This is a genomic window from Novosphingobium indicum, assembly GCF_014645195.1.
GTDB classification, from domain to species: Bacteria; Pseudomonadota; Alphaproteobacteria; order Sphingomonadales; family Sphingomonadaceae; genus Novosphingobium; species Novosphingobium indicum.
The window spans coordinates 234,245-255,197 of sequence record NZ_BMLK01000003.1 but is presented as its reverse complement, the minus strand read 5'-3'; the positions used below and the strand labels follow the sequence as shown (position 1 = coordinate 255,197).

The 20,953-nt window shown below is 64.1% G+C and carries 20 protein-coding genes; 11 read left to right on the top strand and 9 right to left on the bottom strand.

Features of this window, described 5'->3' with window-relative positions; genetic code table 11:
• The first annotated feature begins 44 nt into the window (after positions 1-44).
• Positions 45-2,648 carry a methionine synthase gene (metH, locus tag IEX64_RS04540; protein WP_188818490.1) on the top strand — a complete coding sequence of 868 codons (2,604 nt, stop codon included), beginning with the start codon at positions 45-47 and terminating at the stop codon, positions 2,646-2,648.
• 89 nt (positions 2,649-2,737) lie between these two features.
• On the opposite strand, the gene IEX64_RS04535 is transcribed toward metH, so the two are convergent.
• Both IEX64_RS04535 and IEX64_RS04530 read right to left on the bottom strand, forming a co-directional pair.
• Positions 2,738-3,013 carry a hypothetical protein gene (locus IEX64_RS04535; RefSeq protein ID WP_188818489.1) on the bottom strand — a complete coding sequence of 92 codons (276 nt, stop codon included), beginning with the start codon at positions 3,011-3,013 and terminating at the stop codon, positions 2,738-2,740.
• A gap of 198 nt (positions 3,014-3,211) precedes the next feature.
• On the bottom strand, positions 3,212-3,367 hold the full coding sequence (locus IEX64_RS04530) for a hypothetical protein (protein ID WP_188818488.1): 156 nt from the start codon (positions 3,365-3,367) through the stop codon (positions 3,212-3,214).
• 200 nt (positions 3,368-3,567) lie between these two features.
• Between IEX64_RS04530 and IEX64_RS04525 the strand changes: the two genes are divergently transcribed.
• Positions 3,568-4,134, top strand: a complete 567-nt coding sequence (locus tag IEX64_RS04525; protein ID WP_188818487.1) for an NUDIX hydrolase — start codon at positions 3,568-3,570, stop codon at positions 4,132-4,134.
• Positions 4,135-4,469: 335 nt separating this feature from the next.
• On the opposite strand, the gene IEX64_RS04520 is transcribed toward IEX64_RS04525, so the two are convergent.
• The 3 genes from IEX64_RS04520 to IEX64_RS04510 form a co-directional block, all read right to left on the bottom strand.
• Positions 4,470-5,412, bottom strand: a protein-coding gene (locus IEX64_RS04520; RefSeq protein WP_188818486.1) for an IS630 family transposase whose coding sequence is annotated in 2 segments (ribosomal slippage) — positions 4,470-5,075 and positions 5,077-5,412 — 942 coding nt in all. Because the reading frame shifts where the segments join, the coding sequence is not laid out codon by codon here.
• Positions 5,413-5,516: 104 nt separating this feature from the next.
• A complete protein-coding gene (locus IEX64_RS04515) occupies positions 5,517-5,828 on the bottom strand; it encodes a hypothetical protein (protein ID WP_188818485.1) in 312 nt (103 codons plus the stop codon).
• Between the two features lie 127 nt (positions 5,829-5,955).
• Complete coding sequence (locus IEX64_RS04510; RefSeq protein ID WP_188818484.1) at positions 5,956-6,813, bottom strand: SDR family NAD(P)-dependent oxidoreductase; 858 nt, start codon at positions 6,811-6,813, stop codon at positions 5,956-5,958.
• A 184-nt stretch (positions 6,814-6,997) separates the two neighbouring features.
• Between IEX64_RS04510 and recQ the strand changes: the two genes are divergently transcribed.
• Together recQ and IEX64_RS04500 are read left to right on the top strand one after the other, a co-directional pair.
• Complete coding sequence (recQ, locus tag IEX64_RS04505) at positions 6,998-8,815, top strand: DNA helicase RecQ (RefSeq protein WP_188818527.1); 1,818 nt, start codon at positions 6,998-7,000, stop codon at positions 8,813-8,815.
• Positions 8,816-8,952: 137 nt separating this feature from the next.
• Complete coding sequence (locus IEX64_RS04500; RefSeq protein WP_188818483.1) at positions 8,953-9,156, top strand: hypothetical protein; 204 nt, start codon at positions 8,953-8,955, stop codon at positions 9,154-9,156.
• Positions 9,157-9,368: 212 nt separating this feature from the next.
• Here the strand turns inward: IEX64_RS04500 and IEX64_RS04495 are convergent, their stop codons facing one another.
• The 3 genes from IEX64_RS04495 to IEX64_RS04485 all read right to left on the bottom strand — a co-directional run bounded on the left by IEX64_RS04495 (position 9,369) and on the right by IEX64_RS04485 (position 12,383).
• Complete coding sequence (locus IEX64_RS04495; RefSeq protein ID WP_229710061.1) at positions 9,369-10,070, bottom strand: hypothetical protein; 702 nt, start codon at positions 10,068-10,070, stop codon at positions 9,369-9,371.
• Between the two features lie 288 nt (positions 10,071-10,358).
• Entirely contained in the window at positions 10,359-10,640 is a 282-nt protein-coding gene (locus IEX64_RS04490) for a hypothetical protein (RefSeq protein ID WP_188818482.1), read from the bottom strand.
• A 267-nt stretch (positions 10,641-10,907) separates the two neighbouring features.
• Positions 10,908-12,383: a L,D-transpeptidase family protein gene (locus IEX64_RS04485; protein ID WP_188818481.1), complete on the bottom strand. Its 1,476-nt coding sequence runs from the start codon at positions 12,381-12,383 to the stop codon at positions 10,908-10,910.
• A gap of 169 nt (positions 12,384-12,552) precedes the next feature.
• Between IEX64_RS04485 and IEX64_RS04480 the strand changes: the two genes are divergently transcribed.
• Both IEX64_RS04480 and acnA read left to right on the top strand, forming a co-directional pair.
• A complete protein-coding gene (locus IEX64_RS04480; RefSeq protein ID WP_188818480.1) occupies positions 12,553-13,455 on the top strand; it encodes a DMT family transporter in 903 nt (300 codons plus the stop codon).
• A gap of 132 nt (positions 13,456-13,587) precedes the next feature.
• Positions 13,588-16,272, top strand: coding sequence for an aconitate hydratase AcnA (gene acnA, locus IEX64_RS04475; RefSeq protein ID WP_188818479.1), 2,685 nt, complete (start codon positions 13,588-13,590; stop codon positions 16,270-16,272).
• An 89-nt stretch (positions 16,273-16,361) separates the two neighbouring features.
• Here the strand turns inward: acnA and IEX64_RS04470 are convergent, their stop codons facing one another.
• Positions 16,362-16,637 (bottom strand): metal-sensitive transcriptional regulator, encoded by a 276-nt coding sequence (locus tag IEX64_RS04470; RefSeq protein ID WP_188818478.1) that lies wholly within the window; start codon positions 16,635-16,637, stop codon positions 16,362-16,364.
• Between the two features lie 67 nt (positions 16,638-16,704).
• Here IEX64_RS04470 and IEX64_RS04465 point away from each other — a divergent pair, with 67 nt between their 5' ends.
• From IEX64_RS04465 to IEX64_RS04445, 5 genes are all read left to right on the top strand, one after another.
• A complete protein-coding gene (locus tag IEX64_RS04465) occupies positions 16,705-18,522 on the top strand; it encodes a copper resistance system multicopper oxidase (protein ID WP_188818525.1) in 1,818 nt (605 codons plus the stop codon).
• Complete coding sequence (locus tag IEX64_RS04460) at positions 18,519-19,502, top strand: copper resistance protein B (RefSeq protein WP_188818477.1); 984 nt, start codon at positions 18,519-18,521, stop codon at positions 19,500-19,502. The genes IEX64_RS04465 and IEX64_RS04460 overlap by 4 nt, the downstream gene beginning before the upstream one ends.
• A 265-nt stretch (positions 19,503-19,767) precedes the next feature.
• The gene (locus IEX64_RS04455; RefSeq protein WP_188818476.1) at positions 19,768-19,917 is read left to right on the top strand and encodes a hypothetical protein; all 150 of its coding nucleotides are present in this window, start codon (positions 19,768-19,770) and stop codon (positions 19,915-19,917) included.
• Between the two features lie 338 nt (positions 19,918-20,255).
• Positions 20,256-20,492, top strand: a complete 237-nt coding sequence (locus IEX64_RS04450; protein ID WP_007012906.1) for a DUF2312 domain-containing protein — start codon at positions 20,256-20,258, stop codon at positions 20,490-20,492.
• 93 nt (positions 20,493-20,585) lie between these two features.
• Positions 20,586-20,903, top strand: a complete 318-nt coding sequence (locus IEX64_RS04445; protein WP_188818475.1) for a heavy metal-binding domain-containing protein — start codon at positions 20,586-20,588, stop codon at positions 20,901-20,903.
• Positions 20,904-20,953 lie beyond the last annotated feature (50 nt).

The window sequence follows — 20,953 nt, the reverse complement described above, 5'->3', positions numbered from 1 at the left end:
GGATGGACAGATGAAGCAAACTTCTGATCCAACGAGACACAACCATGACCGCGACACCCTCCTCCGCCCGCTTCGTCAATATCGGCGAACGCACCAACGTCACCGGATCGGCCCGCTTCAAGAAGCTGGTCATGGCCGGCGACTATCCCACCGCCATCGAAGTCGCCCGCCAGCAGGTGGAGAACGGCGCGCAGGTGATCGACATCAACATGGACGAAGGCCTGCTCGACGCTGTCGAGGCGATGACGACGTACCTCAAGCTGATAGCCGCCGAGCCCGACATCGCGCGCGTACCGATCATGATCGACTCCTCGAAATGGGAAGTCATCGAGGCTGGCATGAAGTGCGTTTCGGGCAAGCCGATCGTCAATTCGATCTCGATGAAGGAAGGCGAGGAGCAGTTCCTCGAACAGGCCCGCAAGTGCATGGCCTATGGCGCCGCCGTGGTGGTCATGGCCTTCGACGAGACGGGGCAGGCCGACACCAAGGAGCGCAAGGTCGAGATCTGCAAGCGCGCCTACAAGCTGCTGACCGGCATCGGCTTCCCCCCCGAGGACATCATCTTCGACCCCAACGTCTTCGCGGTCGCCACGGGCATCGAGGAGCACGACCGCTACGCGCTCGACTTCATCGAGGCGGTGAAGGAAATCCGCGAGGCCTGCCCGCACGTCCACTTCTCGGGCGGCCTGTCCAACCTCTCGTTCTCCTTCCGCGGCAACGAGACGGTGCGCCGGGCGATGCACTCGGTCTTCCTCTACTACGCGATTCCCGCGGGGCTCGACATGGCGATCGTCAACGCCGGTCAGCTCGACGTCTACGACCAGATCGACCCCGTCCTGCGCGAGGCCTGCGAGGACGTGATCCTGATGCGCCGTCCGGATGCGACCGAGCGCCTCATCGACCTTGCCGAGAGCTACAAGGGCAAATCCGTCGCCGAAGAAAAGGCCGCCGAGGAATGGCGCGGCTGGGAAGTGTCCAAGCGGATCGAACACGCGCTGGTCAAAGGCATCGACGCCTATGTCGTCGAGGATACCGAGGAAATGCGCGCCGCCACCGCCGAGCGCGGCGGGCGCCCGATCGAAGTGATCGAGGGCCCGCTGATGGACGGCATGAACGTGGTCGGCGACCTGTTCGGCAGCGGCAAGATGTTCCTGCCGCAGGTTGTGAAGTCCGCGCGCGTGATGAAGAAGGCCGTCGCCCACCTCATCCCCTATATCGAGGCGGAGAAGGCGGAAGGCGCCAAGACCAAGGGCCGCATCATCATGGCTACCGTCAAGGGCGACGTACACGACATCGGCAAGAACATCGTCGGCGTCGTCCTGCAGTGCAACGGCTACGAAGTGATCGACCTCGGCGTGATGGTGCCCTGGTCGACGATCCTCGAGACCGCGCAGAAGGAAGACGTCGATATCATCGGCCTTTCCGGCCTCATCACGCCCTCGCTAGACGAGATGGTGACCGTGGCGGAGGAAATGCAGCGCGCGAAGATGACAATCCCGCTGCTGATCGGCGGCGCGACCACCAGCAAGGTCCACACCGCGCTGCGCATCGATCCGGCCTACAAGGGCGCGGTGATCCACGTGCTCGACGCCAGCCGCGCGGTGGGCGTCGCCTCGCAGTTGCTCTCCGACACGCAGGCGACCGGCTATATCGAATCGGTCGCAATCGATTACGAGAAAGTCCGCGTGGCACGCGAGGGCAAGGGCAAGAAGGACGTCCTCCCGCTCGCCGAGGCCCGCGCCAATGCCTACAAGCCGGACTTCGCCGACAAGGCGCCCGCGCCGCTGCAGCCGGGCCTGCATGTCTTCGAGGAATGGGATCTTGCCGATCTGCGCGAGACCTTCGACTGGACGCCGTTCTTCCGTGCCTGGGAACTCGCCGGTACCTATCCCTCGATCCTCGAAGACGACGTCGTGGGCGAAAGCGCGCGTAACCTCTTCGCCGATGCGCAGAAGATGCTCGACCAGATCGTCGAGGAAAAGTGGCTCACCGCGCGCGGCGTGTGTTCCTTCTGGGAATGCCACGGCGACGGCGACGACATCCTGCTGGCCGACGGCACCCGCCTCCCCATGCTGCGCCAGCAGTTCCAGAAGTCGCGCGGCCGTGCCAACTTCTGCTTGTCCGACTTCGTCGATCCGGCCGGCGACTGGCTCGGCGGCTTCGCTGTCGGCATCCACGGCATCGATCCGCACATCGCCCGCTTCAAGGAAGCACACGACGACTATTCGGACATCCTGCTAAAGGCCCTAGGCGACCGCTTCGCAGAAGCCTTCGCCGAGCGCCTGCACCAGCACGTGCGCACCACGCTGTGGGGCTATGCCCCCGGCGAGCAGCTGACCAACGAAGCGCTGATCCGCGAACAGTATCGCGGCATCCGCCCGGCGCCCGGCTATCCGGCCTGCCCGGACCATTCGCTCAAGCCGATCCTGTTCGATCTGCTGAAGGCGCAGGACAATGCGAGAATTACGCTGACCGAAAGCCAGGCCATGCTGCCGACCTCGGCAGTATCGGGCTTCTACTTCGCGCATCCCGAAAGCCAGTATTTCGGCGTCGCGCGCATCGGCCGTGACCAGCTGGAAGACTATGCCGCACGGCGCGGGGTGGATCTGGCCACCGCGGAACGCTGGCTCCGTCCCAATCTCGACTGAACGCAATTGAAACGGCGCCGCTCCCTAAGGGGTAGAGAAGCGGCGCCGGCAAAGCTGGGCAGGTACGCATTGTGAAGGTCTCGCGGCCTTCAGTGCACTATAGGGACACCCCCATGCTTCGCGCGCCAGCCAGCCCGGTGGCGGTAAAAGGCACAGCTGGCGTTCAAATTCGACAAATCGGAAAGAAGATCGAGCGCGGCTTCGATGCCGTGATGGGCAAGCGCGCCCAGCACGGGCGCCGCGGGTACCTCGAGATCGGTTGCCAGAGATTTCAAGGTCCGCGCAACGTCCACGAATTCCCGTTCGTCCTGCATGGCGTCCCGCTCGCGTTGCGATCCGATCGATCCTTTCAATCGATTGTTCATACCATCGCACGGCCGTCCAAACATCCGATTAAACCGCATGCTTGGACTGCTACCGGGGTATGTCGAACGGGAAAGTTACCATGATGCGCCGCTGTTTCCGCACAGCCACGGCGAATAGACTGCGCGGAGGTCCGGCGCGGACCGATTGAAACGCGAGATACGCGGCCGGTTCTTGCCCGAACGCCCCTCGCGCCGAATTCAAAACAGCTTGTCGAACAGGCGGGCGAGCAGCCCGCGTTCCTCGTCCATCGGCTGGACCGGTCCGTAGGAGAGGAAGCGCTGGTGCGCGTCGCGGTGCGAACGCGGCAGGATCGACTCGTGCGGACGGCTGCTGTGGATTGTATAAGCAGTCATGGGCGAATACCTCCATCTTTCTGGTTATCGTGCAATTAACTCGCCCCAGCCGATTTAGTGCCCGAAAAAAAGTCGAAATCGCCTAATGGCCTGCAATTGAACCGTCGGCACCGAACCAGACAAGACAGCTCTGAAGGCGAGTCGCACCAGTCGCTCATTTCGCACTTGCAACATGGCATTCGGCAGCTATCGAATGGGCTATGAACACCGCCCGCATTGCCGATCGCACCCTGGTCTATGACGGCTGGTACAAGTTCTTCCGGCTCGATCTCGACATGCCCGACGGCAGCCGCGCCGAACGGCACCTGCTCGACAACGGCTCTGCGGTCGCGGTCCTGCCCTACGATCCACAGCGGCGCATGTGCATGCTCATCGACCAGCCGCGCGCGGCCGTGCTCCATGCCGATGAAGCCCCGATCCTCGAGGCCATCGCCGGCAATCTGGATGGCGCCGACCCCGAAGAGCGCATCATCGAGGAAGCCATGGAAGAAGGCGGCCTGCGCCTTGCCGAACTGGAATTCGTCTCCTGCGTCTGGTCGCTGCCGCCGGTCTCGACCGAACGCGTAACGCTCTATCTGGCCCAGTATGCCAGCGAGGACCGGGTTGCCGACGGCGGCGGCGCGCATGACGAGAACGAGTGCATCACCGTCCACGAGGTGGGTCTGGACCGTCTGCGCGATCTCGTGCTGGCGGGGGACCTGACGGACTCGAAGACACTAATCCTCGCGCAGGCGCTGATGCTGCGCCGCCCGGATCTCTGGGACTGAAATATTCAACCTGAACGCGCGGCAGGTGCAGGAATGCGTGGACAGTAGATCGCTTTGAGAAAAGTCGCGGAAGCAGCCCCCGCTTCGTCATTCCCGCGAAGGCGGGAATCCAGGGGAGCTCAGCAGGTTAATTCAAAGGGTGGCGGCGACATCACACCCTACACCGCGGATCATGCAATAAGCCGAGGCTATAACAAATTCGTCGCGCCGGGACTTGATTCCCGCCTCCGCGGGAATGACGAAGATTGGATGAGCAGCCGGCAGGTCTTGCGGTATGCCCGACGCTGCTGAACGTCCGAAATTCGGGCGCAGCAGACACCTAGCGTCTGTCCTGATTAGATTGAGGCATATCCGCTATTTCTGAGGTAATTGGCGCACTCGTGTGGTGGGAAGGCATCGAGCAGTGTTCCGATACGCTGCCATGTAGCTTCGATGGTGCGTTCTGCGGCTTTGCGCAGGAGCAGCTTGAGTTTTGCGAAGACCTGTTCGATCGGGTTGAGGTCGGGGCTGTAGGGCGGGAGGAACAAGAGCTTGGCCCCCGCCGCGCGTATGGCCTTGCGCACGGCCTGGCCCTTGTGACTGCCGAGGTTGTCCATGATGACGATATCGCCGGGTGACAGAGTGGGCACGAGGAATTGCTCGACATAGGCGGTGAAGAGCTGACCGTTGATCGGACCATCGAGAACACAGGGCGCATCGATCCGGTCACAGCGTAGCGCCGCTACGAAGGTCAGCGTCTTCCATTTGCCGAACGGGACCTTCGCGACGAGTTTGCTGCCACGCTTCGACCAGCCCCTCAGTGGGGTCATATTGGTTTTGGCCCAAGTCTCGTCGATGAAGACCAGCCGCTTGGGATCAAGCCGCCCCTGATACTTCTTCCACTGCTCCCGCCGCCGGGCAATCTTCGGGCGATCCTGCTCGCTGGCGAACAGGCTTTTTTTTGAAGCTGTGGCCGGCCTTGCGCAGCAGCGACCACACCGTATTGGGGCTGACCCGATAGCCGCGTTCGGCCAGTTCGATCGCCAGCCCCCGCACCGTCAGATGCGGGCATTCCTCAAGTCGCAGCAGCATCCATTCCTGCTCATCCGCCAGAACCCGCGGCTTGTAGCCACCCATCGGATGGGAACCGGCGCTGCCCGTATCGCGCAGCCGCTGTGACCACTTCAACGCGCTCGCAACACTCACACCGAACGCTGCTGCAACCTCGCGCCCGGAGCGGCCCGACAAAACCGCTGCCGCCACTCGCTCTCGAAGATCGTTAGAATAGGCTCGTGCCATCGCTGCTGGCCTCCTGCCCAGCTAGCAGCTTGAATCACAATCAGACCCGCTTGGGAATCCCCAATCGATTCAGCCTAATCAGGACAGACTCTAGTTCCTGAAAATCAGGCACTAACCCGAACGAACTGGCGTGCAAATTTGACGTTATAAGCGTGAAAATCGCCCTCTGGCGTGATTACCAATTCGGTGATGTGTGACCGCTGAAAGTCATCTTCTCCAGCTTCATCGTCTATCTTGAGGCTGACGGTGAGCGCATCATCGTCCGTTCCCACCACCTTGTAATCATAAGGAGTGGCCTGCCCTAGGTAGTGAACCTCGCCGCCATCGATAATCAGCTCGGCTCCTGCATCTTCCCCATCGTGCCAACGACCCTGCATGGCAGATGGAAATGGTTCATTACGTTCAAGTCGTTCCATGAGCCCCTCGCCAACTTTCGATTACGCCGCAGTTCTACGCAGAAAGTGAATGTCGGCGCTTCCGGAAAGGCAGGTGCCGGATTAAAAAGTTGAAAAGCAGGCGCCTGTTGCGCCGGCAATACTTGCACTAGACTCCCGCCCGCCCCGCCAGCGCTTCCGCCGCCTGCCAGAACGCCTCTACGGAAGCCGCATCCTCCACCATCGGATTGGGATCGCGCAGCGCGCGCTGGTGCCAGTAGAAGCCGGACGTGCGCCCCGGTTCGTCCGCTGTCGCGAGCCAGACGGCCGTGTCGGCGCCCTCGGCATTGCTCAGCTTGGGCTGCTCGCCATAGGCATCGCGCACGCTTTGCGGGGTGTGCGAGAAGAAGTTGCTGTCGACCGTGCCGGGATGGAAGGCGTGGGCGACGATGCCGTCCCCGGCGATCCGGGGCGCCAGCGCGCGGACATGGAGCACGTTGGCCAGCTTTCCGCTGCAGTAGGCCGCGCCGGGGCTCCAGTTCTCGAGGTTCTGCATGTCGGACAGGTTGAGCGTCGGGATCATCTCGCTCCCGTCCGAGGACGTGTTGACGATCCGCACGCTGCCCGCCGGGCCATCCTCCGCCGCCTTGCGCATGAGCGGCAGCAGGCGTGCGGTCAGCACGAAAGGCCCGATGAAATTGGCCGCGAAGTTCGCCTCGTAGCCTTCGAAGGTCATCTGCTGTTCGGCGACCATGCTCCCGGCATTGTTGACCAGCACGTCGACCCGGTCGGTCCTGGCGGCGATCTCGTCGGCCAGCCGGTCGACGTCGGACAACAGCGAAAGGTCGGCGCGCAGCATCTCCACATCGCCGCCATCGGCGCGCAGATCCGCTTCGGCGGCGGCACAGCGCAGCGGATTGCGGCCCACGCACAGCACCCGCATGCCGTCTGCCGCGAGCACCCGCGCGATCTCCAGACCGATACCCGAGCTGGCGCCCGTCACTACGGCTACCCGTTGTCCTGCCATTGCTTTCACTCCTGTCCTGCGTCTCGCATTCGCCGCTTTTCCGTGCATCCGGCAAGCCCTCCGTCCGGAAACGGAGGAAACCATCGGCTTGACGGTTTCCGGGGCGGGGCCGCTCTGCCATAACAGCATTGTGACTGAGGATGACTGGCCTTTCGAGACGACGTTCTATGCCGAGGATGCGGGGATGGACGCCTTCGCGCCCGCGTTCGACTTCCCACCGGCAGAACCGCCCTCGCCCGAAGCGGTATCGCAGGCGCTGCACGACGTCTTCGGCTTCACCCATTTTCGCGGCGTGCAGGATCAGGTGGTCGAGCGTGTGCTCCACGGCCACTCCACCCTTGCGGTCATGCCGACGGGCGCGGGCAAGTCGCTCACCTACCAGCTTCCCGCCGTCCTGCTCGAAGGCACCTGCATCGTCGTCTCGCCGCTGATCGCGCTGATGCACGACCAGCTGCGCTCGGCGAGCGCCAACGGCATCCGCGCCGCCACGCTGACCAGCGTCGACGAGAACCGCGGCGAGACCATGGCCCGCTTTCGCGCGGGCGAACTGGACCTGCTCTACGTCGCCCCCGAACGCGCCAGCCAGCCGCAGTTCCGCGACATGCTCTCGCAGGCGCGCATCGCGCTCTTCGCCATCGACGAGGCGCACTGCGTTTCCGAATGGGGGCACGATTTCCGCCCCGACTACCGCCTGCTGCGCCCGCTGCTCGACGCCTTCCCGCAGGTCCCGCGCCTCGCGCTGACGGCGACCGCCGATCACCACACGCGCACCGACATCCTCGCCCAGCTCGGCATTCCCGAGGACGGGCTGATCGTCGCGGGGTTCGACCGCCCGAACATCCGCTACACCATCCGCCCGCGCGAAAGCGTGATGCACCAGATCAGGGCCGTGCTCGACGACAACCCCGGCCCCGGCATCGTCTATGCGCCCACCCGCGCGCGGGTCGAGCAACTGGCCGAGAAGCTTGCCAGTGCGACGGGCCGCCGCGTGCTGCCCTATCACGCCGGGCTCGCGCCCGAGGTCCGCGCGCGCAATCAGGCGGAATTCGTCGCCAGCGAGGACATGGTGATGGTCGCCACCGTCGCTTTCGGCATGGGCATCGACAAGCCCGACGTGCGCTTCGTCGCCCATGCGGGCATCCCCAAGTCGATCGAGGCTTATTATCAGGAGACCGGCCGCGCCGGGCGCGACGGCGATCCTTCGGTGGCGGTCATGTTCTGGGGCGCCGACGATTTCGCCCGCGCCCGCCAGCGCCTGGCCGAAGTCGAGGAGCACCGCCAGCAGAGCGAGCGCCAGCGGCTCGAATCGCTGGCCGGCCTCGTCGAGACCGCCGATTGCCGCCGCGCCGTGCTGCTGCGCCATTTCGGCGAGGAACCGCCCGCCAGGTGCGGCAACTGCGACAACTGCCTCGAACCGGCCGACGTGATCGACGCGACGACAATCGCGCAGAAGTTGCTATCCGCTGTCTACCGCACCGGCCAGAGCTACGGCCTCAGCCACCTCGAAAAGGTGCTCTCGGGCGTGAGCGACGACCGCGTGCTCCAGCGCGGGCACGACCAGCTCTCGGTCTTCGGCATCCTGCGCGAGGAGGAAAAGCCGCTGCTCAAGGCCGTCTCGCGCGCCTTGCAGGCCCGCGGCAGCCTCGTGCCCACCGATCACGGCGGACTGGCGCTGGGCGGCGATGCCCGCGCGCTGCTGAAAGGCGATGCGGCGATGATGATCGTGCGCCCGCCCAAGAAGGAACGCCGCCGCCGGGGCAGCGCAGACGGCGGCGCCAACCCGGTCGGCGATCCACTGTTCGACGCCCTGCGCGAACTGCGCCGCGACCTTGCCAAGGACGCAGGCGTTCCACCCTACGTGATCTTCCACGATTCCACCTTGCGCGAAATGGCGCAGGCCCGGCCTTCGTCGCTGGCCGAGCTGGGCGAAATCAGCGGCGTGGGCGCGCGCAAGCTGGACACCTACGGCGAGGAGTTCCTGTATGTGATCCGGCAGTTTTGAAGAGGGGGTGACCGGGATTAGTTCGCGGCTTTGTGGAATGTCGGCAAATTCACGGTCTGAAGCAAAAGCTGCCTTTCCGGATACGCCGACATTGCGGACGTCGAACGGTTGTCCCAGAACGGCATGAGGAGAAAGCCATGCCGAAAGTCGAAGTTTACGAGAAGGACGAGATGAAGCCCCTTTTTGAAGGAGAGTTCACGTTCTTACCGCGCGTCGGCGAGACCGTTTCCAAGGAAATGGGAGGCTATTTCAACTACTACAGCGTAGTCGAGATTTGGCATCGCGAGGAAGGCGACACGCGCATCTTTCAAGCCTGCATGCGTGTAGAAATTGACGACTAGCAATGTCCGCTCACCCCGACTTCGCTGTCGTCCAGCGCAAGTTTGCGCGGTGCCGACAGCGGTCGAACGTTCACCAGAAGGGCAGCATTTCAGCATTTTAACCGGGAAGCAGCCTGACCGGCCGCGCCGACATTACTGCCGCTTTGCTTAATGGCAGCACACGCCCCTGCAGGTCATTCGCTCGACGACATCGAGCCCCTCAAAGAAGTCGTTCACCAAATGTGCTTCCTCACCCACTGCCAGAAGGCGTCCTCAGAATGCTCGTCGTCCATTGATGCCGGGTGGCGAACTATCTCGGTGGCCTGAGTCGGGATGGTGGTGTGAAACGTGTCCACTATCCAATTTCTAAAAGCAAAATTGGGCTCAACGATAAACTCACCGTTGGCATTCGGCGGTTCGGAATAGGCGTCGCCCCAACAAATCTCATCATATCCGATGGCCAGCAGCCTTAGAAAATCCACTGGGTCTTCGGCAAGAATGCAGAGTGTTACAGACCCCGATCCAGAACCCAGATGGACAATTTTCTGAGTACCATCTTCGGCTAACCAGAATGCGGCCATAGAACCGTCACCGCCCGACTTGGCGAAAACGCAGAGCCGACTCATAACATCAGGGTTTGCTGCCTTAAACCAATATCTTAAGTTTGCATTTCCTTCCGCGGCGAACTCAATGTCGGTGCCCCCCGGTCGCCCATGATCAGTCCAGCCTCGCTTCATTTCAGCTTCAGGAAAGAGGAAGCCAATCCTGCCGCCTGGCGCATCTACAAAGCATCGCCTAGCCTCGATCCACTGGAAAAGTAATTCGAACGAAGGCGGCAAAACCATACCAAGACATAGTGTGGAACTGATTTGCTGTCCAAGGACGGATTGCCCGTGCGGCTTGAATGCCCCAAAGAGCTTGGCGATCCCCCGCAACCTCATTCTCCCCAAGCATGCATTACCTGCCCGCTTATCTATCTTCTGTAGCCGTCATCGGAAAGACCGCTTCCCACCCCTAATTGCCGTTCGCGTCCGGAAGGCGAATGTCCGCTCCCCCCGACATTCCGGTCATCAAACGGCCTGCGCGAGCGTCCCAAAAGCCGCCATAAATGTTATGCCCTCACCCTTAGCCCTCTGCCGCACGGGGTGACCATCCATCCTTCGACAAGCTCAGGATGAGCGGTGCGGCTGGAATCGGGGCATGCTTGAACGCTATCCGCGCACTCAATCCCGCTTCGCAAAGTTCACCGGCACCGCCAGCTTGAACGGCAGGTCGGGCGAAGCGATGCGCGACTCCGTGCCGTCCTTGTGGATCAGCGTGGCGCGGCCCACGCCCGGTGTCGCGACGACGGCGGTGACGCTGTCCACCCAGGCGTGGAGGATTTCCTTTGCCCGCGCCAGTGCCGCTTCCTCGGTAGTCGCGCTTCCCGATGCCTCGAGTTCGGCTTCCAGTTCGATGACCCGCGACGTCGCGCTCTGGATGCGGCTGTCGGGTTTCTCGGTCATGGGCGTCCTCTGGTTTGGCGGTGGGCTTGCCTGCTACGTGGGGCGCGGGCGCGCGGCGCGCAAGGGCGCGGGCCCGCGCAATCGCCGATGCGGTACAGGTTGTCGACCGCGAGATATGTTTCAACTTCGTCATTGCGAGCGTCGCGAAGCAATCCAGAGCAACCAAAACCGCCCTGGATTGCCGCGGGCCTGCGGCCCTCGCAATGACGAGGGGTTAGCGGGTATTCTCCACGAGGGCACCTTCCTTCGAAAAGGAAGGCCGGCGGGTCACAGCGGATTGTCCAGCTGGATCACTTCCTCGTCGCTCTTGCGCTGGGTGGTTTTCAGTTCGCGCGGCTGCGTGAAGCTGTCGAGCACCGGCTTGTCGCGATCATAGATGTCGCCGAAGGCCTTGAGGTCGCCGTCGATCGAGCGGGCATAGGTGAAGTAGGTCAGGTAGACCGGGAACGTCCGCGTCATCTCGACCTTGGTGTACTTGCCCGAGCGCGAGATATCGGCGGCTTCGGCGGCGGGCATCTGCGCGCCGAGGATCGCCATGGTCATGCCAAGCTCCACCGCGCGTTCGGTGCGAATGCACCCGTGCGAGAAGGCGCGCACATCGCGGTCGAAGTACTGCTTGGAGGGCGTGTCGTGCAGATAGATCGCATGCGGATTGGGCATGTCGATCTTCATCAGGCCGAGCGAATTGGTCGGCCCCGGCTGCTGGACCACATAGACCGTGCCGTCCGCCGCCTTGGTCGCCTTGTAGCCTGCATTGCGCGCCCAGGCGGGATTGTTCAGCACTTTGGCGCCCAGCCCCTCGCCCTTCACGATCGACTGCGGAACCGTCCAGGTCGGGTTGAAGACCACGCCCGAAACCGTCTCGGCAAGCTGCGGCGTCGCCGTGCGGCCGGGCTTGCCGACCACCGTCTTGTAAGTGCGGATGATCTTGTTCTTGACCACCAGACGCAGCTGGAACTCGGGCACGTTGGTCATCAGGTAGACGTCGCCCAGATCGCGGCGCAGCCAGCGCCAGCGGTCCATGTTCGCCTGGATCAGCGCGCGCGTCGCCTTGTTGGCCCTTGGCGTGGCGTTGTATTCGGCCTTGAGCGCGGCATAGTCGGGATTGGTCGGGGCCAGCTTGTCGACCACGCCCGGCACGTCATGCTCGGACAGGGCCTGCGCCATGATCTCGGCGGTCGGCATGTCGTCCTGATCGGGATCGACGGCGAACCACTGCACGCGGTCCTCCATCGGCGTGCGTCCGTCGCGCAGGTCCTCGATCAGCCAGCCGAAGGTCTTGCTGGCGAGCGCATCGAGTTCGTCGCCTTCGCCCGCGGCAATCGCCGCCTTGAGCGCGGCGGGCTTGTAGTCTGCGGGCAGCAGCCCTTCCTTGCCGATCAGCTCGATCGTCGAAAGCAGGTCCTGCGCATCCGCCAGCGACCAGGACATCACCGGTTCGGACAGGAACAGTTCCTGCACAACCGGTTCCGCAATCGTCTGCACGGTGCCCGGCAGGGGTTCGGAAGTGGAAGGGGCAGCGGGTGTGCGACCCGGCACCTGCGTGGGCACCGCAGAAGGTGCCGCAGCCGGTTCCGATCTGGCCGCAGGTTTGCTGGTCGCCGGTACCGTCGGCGCGGTTTCCGGCAGGATGCTTTCGGGGAGTTCCGTCTTGGTCTTATGCGCCAGCACCGGCTGCGCCGAGAGACCGAACGCCACCAGACCCGATACCACACCGGCATTCAACTGCCTGAAATTCGCCATTTTGATTAAGCCTGCCCTACCTTGCTTTCGAAAACGTCCCTGCAAACGGGGCCAATCCGCAGCGGACGCTCCGATCTGCTCCTTTGCCGGGACATCTTCAAGCATTTGTGCTGTCGCTGCGATGAATTGCTTGCGCACAACTGCGCGCGGGGCGAGACGCAAAGGCACCATGCACGCGCCCTCGTCCGAACCCGCCTCCCCGCCATCGTGGCTGCCGGTCCTGTCGGTCGTCGCGGGGATCGGCGCGTTCAGTGCGATGGACGCCGCGATCAAGGGCGCCTCGATTGCCGTGGGCGTGCTGACCGCGCTGTTCCTGCGCAATCTCTTCGGCACGCTGCTGACGATACCCGTCTGGCTCGCGGCGGGCCGCCCCCTGCCCCGGCGCCATGTCCTGATCGTCCATGCCCAGCGCTCGGCGATCGTGGCGGCCATGGCGGTGCTGTTCTTCTACGGGCTGGTGCGAATCCCCTTGGCCGAGGGCATCGCCATTTCGTTCATCGCCCCGATCGTGGCGTTATATTTCGCCGCGGTGATGCTCGGCGAAAAAATTCGTCCGCAGGCGATCGTGGCCGCGCTGCTGGGGATCGTCGGCGTGCTGGTGATCGGTGCCGGGCGTTTCGGCGCGGGCGCCTTTTCGGACGAGGCGATAGCGGGCACGGCGGCGATCCTGTGCTCGGCGATGTTCTACGCGCTCAATCTGGTGTTCCAGCGCAAGCAGGCGCTGCTGGCCGGCCCGGTGGAGATCGCGCTGTTCCAGAACGGCATCCTCGCGCTGATTTTCCTCGTATTTTCGCCGTTTTTTCTGGTCTGGCCGGACACCGCCACGCTGCGCATGATCGGCGCCGGCGCCTTTTTCGCGACCTGCGCGCTGCTGTTCCTGTCCTGGGGCTATGCCCGCGCCGAGGCGCAGGTGCTGGTTCCCGTCGAGTACACCGGCTTCCTCTGGGCGGCGCTGTTCGGCTGGCTGATCTTCGGCGAAAGGGTGGAAGCGGCCACGCTCGCAGGCGCGGTCCTGATTGTGATCGGGTGCTGGATCGCAACCCGAAAGGCCCGACCTCCTACTTTGGTATAGGCCGCTCCCCCTTGACCTCGGGGCCGGTAACGCGCATCGGCGAGCCGACGATTCCGCTTGTCGCGCTGCAGCACGGCCGGGCACCGCCGGGCCAGCTAGGCAAGCTCCATAAAGAAGGGGAAATTGCCCACCATGACCCAGGTCGGACAGGATACGCTCGGCACCCGCAGCACCATGACCGTCGGCGGCAAGACCGTCGCCTACTATTCGTTCAAGAAAGCCGCCGAAAAGATCGGCGACGTCTCGCGCCTGCCCTTCTCGATGAAGGTCCTGCTCGAGAACATGCTGCGTTTCGAGGATGGCGGCTTCACCGTCTCCACCGACCACGTGCAGGCCGTTGCCGACTGGCAGAAGAACCCCGTCACCGGTGACGAGATCCAGTACCGCCCCGCGCGTGTGCTGCTTCAGGACTTCACCGGCGTTCCCTGCGTCGTCGACCTTGCCGCCATGCGCGACGGCATCAAGGCGCTGGGCGGCGACACCAGCAAGATCAACCCGCAGGTTCCCGTGAACCTGGTGATCGACCACTCGGTCATGGTCGACGAGTTCGGCACGCCCAAGGCGTTCGAACAGAACATGGAGATCGAGTACCAGCGCAACATGGAGCGCTACGACTTCCTCAAGTGGGGCTCCAAGTCGCTCAACAACTTCTACGCCGTTCCCCCGGGCACCGGCATCTGCCACCAGGTGAACCTGGAAAACATCGCCCAGACCGTGTGGACCGACACCGACCAGAACGGTGAACTGGTCGCCTATCCCGACACTTGCGTCGGCACCGACAGCCACACCACCATGGTCAACGGCCTGGGCGTGCTGGGTTGGGGCGTCGGCGGCATCGAGGCGGAAGCCGCGATGCTCGGCCAGCCGGTCTCGATGCTGATCCCCGAAGTCGTCGGCTTCAAGTTCACCGGCAAGCTCAAGGAAGGCGTCACCGCCACCGACCTCGTGCTGACCTGCACCAACCTGCTGCGCAAGCACGGCGTGGTCGGCAAGTTCGTCGAGTACTACGGTGAAGGCCTCGCCACGCTGAGCCTCGCCGACCGTGCGACGCTCGCCAACATGGCCCCCGAATACGGCGCCACCTGCGGCTTCTTCGGCATCGACGACAAGACCCTGGAATACCTGCGCCTCACCGGCCGCGAGGAAGACCAGATCGCTCTCGTCGAAGCCTATGCCAAGGAGCAGGGCTTCTGGATGGACCCGTCGAACCCGGATCCGGTCTTCTCGTCCAGCCTCGAGCTCGACCTCTCGACCGTCGTTCCCTCGCTCGCCGGCCCGAAGCGCCCGCAGGACAAGGTGATCCTCACCGAAGTCGACGACGTGTTCAACAAGGACATGGCCGATCTCTACAAGCGCGAGATCAAGTCGGTCCCGGTTGCGGGCGCCGATTACAAGCTGACCGACGGCGACGTGATGATCGCCGCGATCACCTCGTGCACCAACACCTCGAACCCCTCGGTTCTGGTCGCGGCCGGTCTCGTCGCCAAGAAGGCCGATGAGCTGGGCCTCAAGCCGAAGCCCTGGGTCAAGACCTCGCTGGCACCGGGTTCGCAGGTCGTCACCGACTACCTGAACAAGGCCGGTCTGCAGGAACACCTCGACAACGTCGGCTTCAACCTCGTCGGCTATGGCTGCACCACCTGCATCGGCAACTCGGGTCCGCTCGCGGAGCCGCTCAGCAAGGCGATCAACGAGAACGACCTGGTCGCCTCGGCGGTCATCTCGGGCAACCGCAACTTCGAAGGCCGCGTCTCGCCCGACGTGCGCGCCAACTTCCTGGCCTCGCCGCCGCTGGTCGTCGCCTACGCGCTCAAGGGTACCGTGGTGGAAGACTTCACCACCACCCCGATCGGCGTTGCGACCACTGGGGCAAAGGCCGGTCAGGACGTGTTCCTCAAGGACATCTGGCCGACCAACGAGGAAGTGAACTCGACCATGAACGCGTGCGTCGACCGCGCGATGTTCCAGGCCCGCTATGCCGACGTCTACAAGGGCGACGAGCACTGGCAGGCGATCAACGTCGTCGGCTCGGACACCTACCAGTGGCGCGCCGGTTCGACCTATGTCGCCAACCCGCCGTACTTCGAGGGCATGGAAATGACCCCGGCGCCGGTCAGCGACATCATCGAGGCCAAGCCGCTGCTGATCCTGGGCGATTCGGTCACCACCGACCACATCAGCCCGGCCGGCTCGATCAAGGCCGACAGCCCGGCGGGCAAGTGGCTGATGGAGCACCAGGTCGCCAAGGAAGACTTCAACTCCTACGGCTCGCGCCGCGGCCACCACGAAGTGATGATGCGCGGCACTTTCGCCAACATCCGCATCCGCAACGAGATGGTCCCCGGCACCGAAGGCGGCATCTCGCGCTTCGGCGACGAGGTCCTGCCCGTCTACGACGTGGCGATGAAGTATGCCGAGCAGGGCACCCCGCTGGTCGTCGTGGCCGGCAAGGAATACGGCACCGGCTCCTCGCGTGACTGGGCCGCCAAGGGCACCAACCTGCTGGGCGTGCGCGTCGTCATCGTCGAGAGCTTCGAGCGCATCCACCGCTCGAATCTGGTCGGCATGGGCGTGCTGCCGCTGCAGTTCAAGGACGGCCAGACCCGCGAAACGCTCGGCCTCGACGGCGACTGCAGCTTCACGATCAAGGGCGTGGCCGATCTCAAGCCGCGTCAGGACGTCGAAGTCGAAGTCACCAAAGCCGACGGCTCGACCTTCACCTTCACCGCGCTGTGCCGCATCGATACCGCCAACGAAGTCGAATACTTCATGAACGGCGGCATCCTGCAGTACGTGCTGCGCAAGCTGGCCGCGTAAACCGCTCCAGCCTGACGGTCAGAAAACCCCGTCCCGCCAAGCGCGGGGCGGGGTTTTTCTTTGAGCGTTTGAGGCGGCCTCTGTGCGGCTCAGCGCTTCACTTTTTCAAATAGCTCGATCAGTTCGCTGAACTTCTGCTGCTGCTCGCTCATGTCCCCCGAGTGGATCGCCTCGGCCACGCAGCAGGCGGCGTGATCCTTGAGCACCGCGCTTTCGACTTTGCCGAGCGCCGATTTCACCGCCTGGATCTGGTGCAGAATATCGATGCAATAGCGCTCGTCCTCGACCATCTGCGCGAGCCCGCGCACCTGCCCCTCGATCCGCCGGAGCCGGTTCACCGTCGCCTTGCGCGTCTCCTCGCTCATAGGTGCTCCTTGAAATACCCTATGGGGGTATATTATGTACGCGGCAGCAAAGTTTTCAAGCAGGTGAATCGTGGAACTGGACAGGCGCGGCATTCTTGGCGGACTGGCTCTTGCGGGATCGGCCTTCGCCGCGCCGCGCTGGGCGCTGGGGGCAAGCCTTCACGACAAGGCCATACGCCCCGGATTCGATGAAGTCGGCGGCGCCGCGATCAACCTCACTATCGGCCATGGGCCTCGCGTGGTGCAGGGCCGGCGCGGCCACGCGACCGCCGTCAACGGGACCGTGCCGGGGCCGCTCGTCCGCCTCAAGGAAGGCCAGACTGCGACGCTGAACATCCACAACACGCTCGATGCCGAAACCTCGATCCACTGGCACGGGTTGCTGGTGCCCTTCCAGATGGACGGCGTACCCGGCGTCAGCTTTCCCGGCATTCCGGCCGGCGGCCATTTCACCGCGACCTTCCCGGTCCGGCAATCGGGCACCTACTGGTGGCACAGCCATTCGGGGCTGCAGGAGCAGACCGGCCACTATGGCCCGCTGGTGATCGATCCCGCCGGGCCGGACCCGGTTTCCGCCGACCGCGATTATGTGCTGCTGCTCAGCGAATTCACGCCGATGCACCCGCACACGATCTTCGATAAGCTCAAGAAGGGCGAGCATTACTTCAACTATCAGGTCCCGAGTTGGACCGACCGCTATCCGCTGACCGGCGCCCAGCGGCGGATGTGGGGCAAGATGCGGATGATGCCGACCGACATCTCGGACGTGACCGGGTCGACCTATACCTACCTCGCCAACGGACGCGGACCGCAGGAAGGCATGGAGTTCCTGTTCCGGCCCGGCGAGCGTATCCGCCTGCGCATCATCAACGGCTCGGCGATGACCTTCTTCAACATGCGCATCCCCGGCCTGCCAATGACGGTTGTCGCCGCCGACGGACAGAATGTGCGGCCGGTCGAGGTCGACGAATTCCAGATCGGCGTCGCCGAAACCTACGACGTGATCCTGGAGCCCGGCCGGAGTGCCGCCTACAGCATCGTCGCCGAGGCCATGGACCGCACGGGCATGGCGCTGGCGACGCTCGCTTCGCAACCCGGTGCGCGCGCTGCCGTGCCCCCACTGCGCGATCCGCCGCTGCTGACGATGGCCGACATGGGCATGAACCACGGCAAGATGGATCATGGCGATATGGACCATGGGAAGATGGACCATGGCGCGATGGATCACGCCGCCATGGGCCATCAGGGCATGGACATGGACGAGCAGTCCGGCGGCGCCATGACGATGGACGACGACAGCGGCATGGACATGTCCGGCATGCCCATGCGCGACACATCTCTGCTTCCCCCCGACGTGAAGGTGGGGCCGGGCATCGACATGGTCTCGATGAACCCGGTGGACCGCATGGGCGAGCCGGGCATCGGTCTCGACAAGGTCGATCACCGCACGCTCGACTACCGCAAGCTCGTCGCGCTCGAGCCCAATCCCGACACCCGCGTGCCCACCCGCCTGCTCGAACTGCACCTTACCGGCAACATGGAACGCTACATGTGGTCGTTCGACGGCAGGAAGTTCTCGGCGGTAAGCGACGACCCGATCCGCTTCGCCAACAACGAACGGGTCCGCGTGCGGCTCGTCAACGACACGATGATGGCGCACCCCATCCACCTGCACGGACACTTCTTCGAACTGGTCAACGGATCGGAGGGAGCGCACCAGCCGCGCAAGCACACGGTGATCGTCCAGCCAGGCGGCAGCGCGCAATTCGACCTGACTGCCAACGAGCCGGGCGACTGGGCCTTTCACTGCCACCTGCTCTACCACATGCACGCGGGGATGTTTCAGATCGTCACTGTCACCCCCCCGGCGGAGGACGCGGCATGAGGATACGGTCCGCCCTCCCCGGTCTCGTGATAGCCCAGCTTGCGCTCGTCCAGCCCGCATGGGCGCAGCATGCGGGGCACGACATGACGATGCCCGAACCGGAAACCGCGCCCGAGGCTCCGTCCGATCCGCATGCCCATCATCATGCCGAGCCCGAACCTGCCAGCGATCCCCACGCCGGGCACGCCATGCCGCATACGATGGCCATGCCGGTGGAGGAATCGGCGGTACCCTCCATCGAAACCCCGCCGCCGCCCGACGCCGGCAGCGGCCCCGCCCGCGCGGCGGACGCGATCTGGGGCGCCGATGCGATGAAGGCCTCGCGCACCGCGCTGGCCCACGAAATGGGCGCCATGACCTACTCTATGGTCATGGCCGACCGCCTCGAATACCGGGCGCACAAGGGCGGCGACAGCTACCTGTGGGACGTGCAGGGCTGGTACGGCGGCGACATCGACAGGCTCTGGATCAAAAGCGAGGGCGAAGGCGCTTTCGGAGAGAAACCCGAAGACGCCGAAGTGCAGGCGCTGTGGAGCCACGCGATCGGCGCGTGGTTCGACCTGCAGGCCGGTGTCCGGCAGGACTTCGCCGGGCCGGACCGCACGCACGCGGTGATCGGCATTCAGGGCCTCGCCCCCTACAAGTTCGAACTGGACGCCGCCGCCTTCGTCTCGAACAAGGGAGACGTCACCGCCCGGATCGAGGCCGAGCTGGACCAGCGCATCACCCAGCGGCTGGTGCTTCAGCCGCGCGGCGAAATCACGCTTTCGGCGCAGGACATCCCCGAACTGGGCGTGGGCTTGGGCCTCGACAAGGCCGAACTGGGCATCCGCCTGCGCTACGAAGTGGCCCGCGAATTTGCGCCCTATATCGGCGTGGAGCGCGAATGGCGCGTGGGCGGCAGTGCCGACTATGCCCGGATGCGCGGCGAGCGGGCGGCTGCGACCAGCTTCGTGGCCGGAATACGCGCCTGGTTCTAGCTTCAGGCCGAAGCCATCTCCCCGACCATCGTGCGCAGGGTTTCGGCCAGCCACTGCGACGCGGGCGAGCGTGTCCTGCCGCGCAGGCAGATCAGGTTCGTCCGGGTCTCGGCGGTGGGCAGGTCGGAGACCGATCCGGGTAACGAACCTCACATCCGGGCTGCGCCTCAACATCGCGACGCCAAGCCGGGGCAGCAGCAGACTGGCCATCAGCGGTCCCATGCCGATGCCCGTCCGCCCGGCCCCGCCATGTCCGAACCGGCGCATGTCCCGATCGAGATCGCCTGCCGAAGGCCGCCCCTACCGCTACGGCCTGCCCGGCCACAACGCCCACTGGCTGGAAGAGCGGGCCTATCCGCTGATCCGGATGGAGCCGCAGAAGAACGAAGCGGAAGCGGGGCTGCCGCCGAACTGATGGGTCGGGAGGTTTCCTACCCCCGCCCCGCCTGCCATACTGCGCGCGGCATCCATTTGCCCATGCTCCTTGAACCGTTGATCCCCCGGCACTCCGTCCTGCACGCGGCGTAAAGTTTTGCATGCCTGCAAGGCATTGGAAACATTGCATGCTCCAAAGATCCGTCATGGCCGATGTGGACAAACTTTGCGAAGTTACCGCTTGCCATTCCTCCCTGCGAAACCGCACCCTTAGCGGCCGGCGGCACTATCCACAGTTCCGGCTTTGCCCGAATCCCGCGCCCCCGCTATCAGCGCCGGCAACCGATTCACCATGATTTCTACCGGAGCACAAACCCCATGGCCGAAACCACCGATGATCGCCTGCGCCTACTCATCGAGCGCGTGGAACGTCTCGAGGAAGAAAAGAAAGGCATCTCGGACGATATCCGCGACGTCTACAACGAGGCCAAGGCGGTCGGCTATGACGTCAAGATCATGCGCCAGATCGTGCGCCTGCGGAAGATGAAGCCCGACGACCGCCGCGAAATGGACATGATCCTGGATACCTACAAGGCCGCGCTCGGCATCGACTGATCCGGGATGGTCGCCATGACGCGGTCATCGAATTGATCTATGCTCTCCTCGATCACCGGCCGCGCGTGCGGCCTGTCACGAGGAGAGCCTGCCATGATCGTCACCACCACCCCTGCCGTCGAAGGCCGCCCGGTCCGCGAGTACCTCGGCATCGTTACGGGTGAGGTGATCGTCGGCGCCAACCTCTTCCGCGACCTGTTCGCTTCCATCACCGACATCGTCGGCGGTCGCTCGGGCAAGTACGAGCAGGTGCTCCAGCGCGCGCGCAAGGAAGCCATCGCCGAGATGGAAGACGAGGCGATCAAGCTCGGCGCCAACGCCGTGGTCGGCATCGATCTCGACTACGAAGTGCTCGGCCAGGGCGGCTCGATGCTGATGGTGAGCTGCTCCGGCACCGCTGTAGTGCTGTAACTGCCGCAGGTTGCCCTTGGCCCGGTCGGTGTTGTAAGGGCGCGCGACCT

Coding starts and splice junctions, on each gene's coding strand:
- metH (WP_188818490.1), top strand. CDS start 45: ATGACCGCGACACCCTCCTCCGCCCGCTTCGTCAATATCGGCGAACGC.
- IEX64_RS04535 (WP_188818489.1), bottom strand. CDS start 3,013: ATGAACAATCGATTGAAAGGATCGATCGGATCGCAACGCGAGCGGGAC.
- IEX64_RS04530 (WP_188818488.1), bottom strand. CDS start 3,367: ATGACTGCTTATACAATCCACAGCAGCCGTCCGCACGAGTCGATCCTG.
- IEX64_RS04525 (WP_188818487.1), top strand. CDS start 3,568: ATGAACACCGCCCGCATTGCCGATCGCACCCTGGTCTATGACGGCTGG.
- IEX64_RS04515 (WP_188818485.1), bottom strand. CDS start 5,828: ATGGAACGACTTGAACGTAATGAACCATTTCCATCTGCCATGCAGGGT.
- IEX64_RS04510 (WP_188818484.1), bottom strand. CDS start 6,813: ATGGCAGGACAACGGGTAGCCGTAGTGACGGGCGCCAGCTCGGGTATC.
- recQ (WP_188818527.1), top strand. CDS start 6,998: ATGGACGCCTTCGCGCCCGCGTTCGACTTCCCACCGGCAGAACCGCCC.
- IEX64_RS04500 (WP_188818483.1), top strand. CDS start 8,953: ATGCCGAAAGTCGAAGTTTACGAGAAGGACGAGATGAAGCCCCTTTTT.
- IEX64_RS04490 (WP_188818482.1), bottom strand. CDS start 10,640: ATGACCGAGAAACCCGACAGCCGCATCCAGAGCGCGACGTCGCGGGTC.
- IEX64_RS04485 (WP_188818481.1), bottom strand. CDS start 12,383: ATGGCGAATTTCAGGCAGTTGAATGCCGGTGTGGTATCGGGTCTGGTG.
- IEX64_RS04480 (WP_188818480.1), top strand. CDS start 12,553: ATGCACGCGCCCTCGTCCGAACCCGCCTCCCCGCCATCGTGGCTGCCG.
- acnA (WP_188818479.1), top strand. CDS start 13,588: ATGACCCAGGTCGGACAGGATACGCTCGGCACCCGCAGCACCATGACC.
- IEX64_RS04470 (WP_188818478.1), bottom strand. CDS start 16,637: ATGAGCGAGGAGACGCGCAAGGCGACGGTGAACCGGCTCCGGCGGATC.
- IEX64_RS04460 (WP_188818477.1), top strand. CDS start 18,519: ATGAGGATACGGTCCGCCCTCCCCGGTCTCGTGATAGCCCAGCTTGCG.
- IEX64_RS04455 (WP_188818476.1), top strand. CDS start 19,768: ATGTCCCGATCGAGATCGCCTGCCGAAGGCCGCCCCTACCGCTACGGC.
- IEX64_RS04450 (WP_007012906.1), top strand. CDS start 20,256: ATGGCCGAAACCACCGATGATCGCCTGCGCCTACTCATCGAGCGCGTG.
- IEX64_RS04445 (WP_188818475.1), top strand. CDS start 20,586: ATGATCGTCACCACCACCCCTGCCGTCGAAGGCCGCCCGGTCCGCGAG.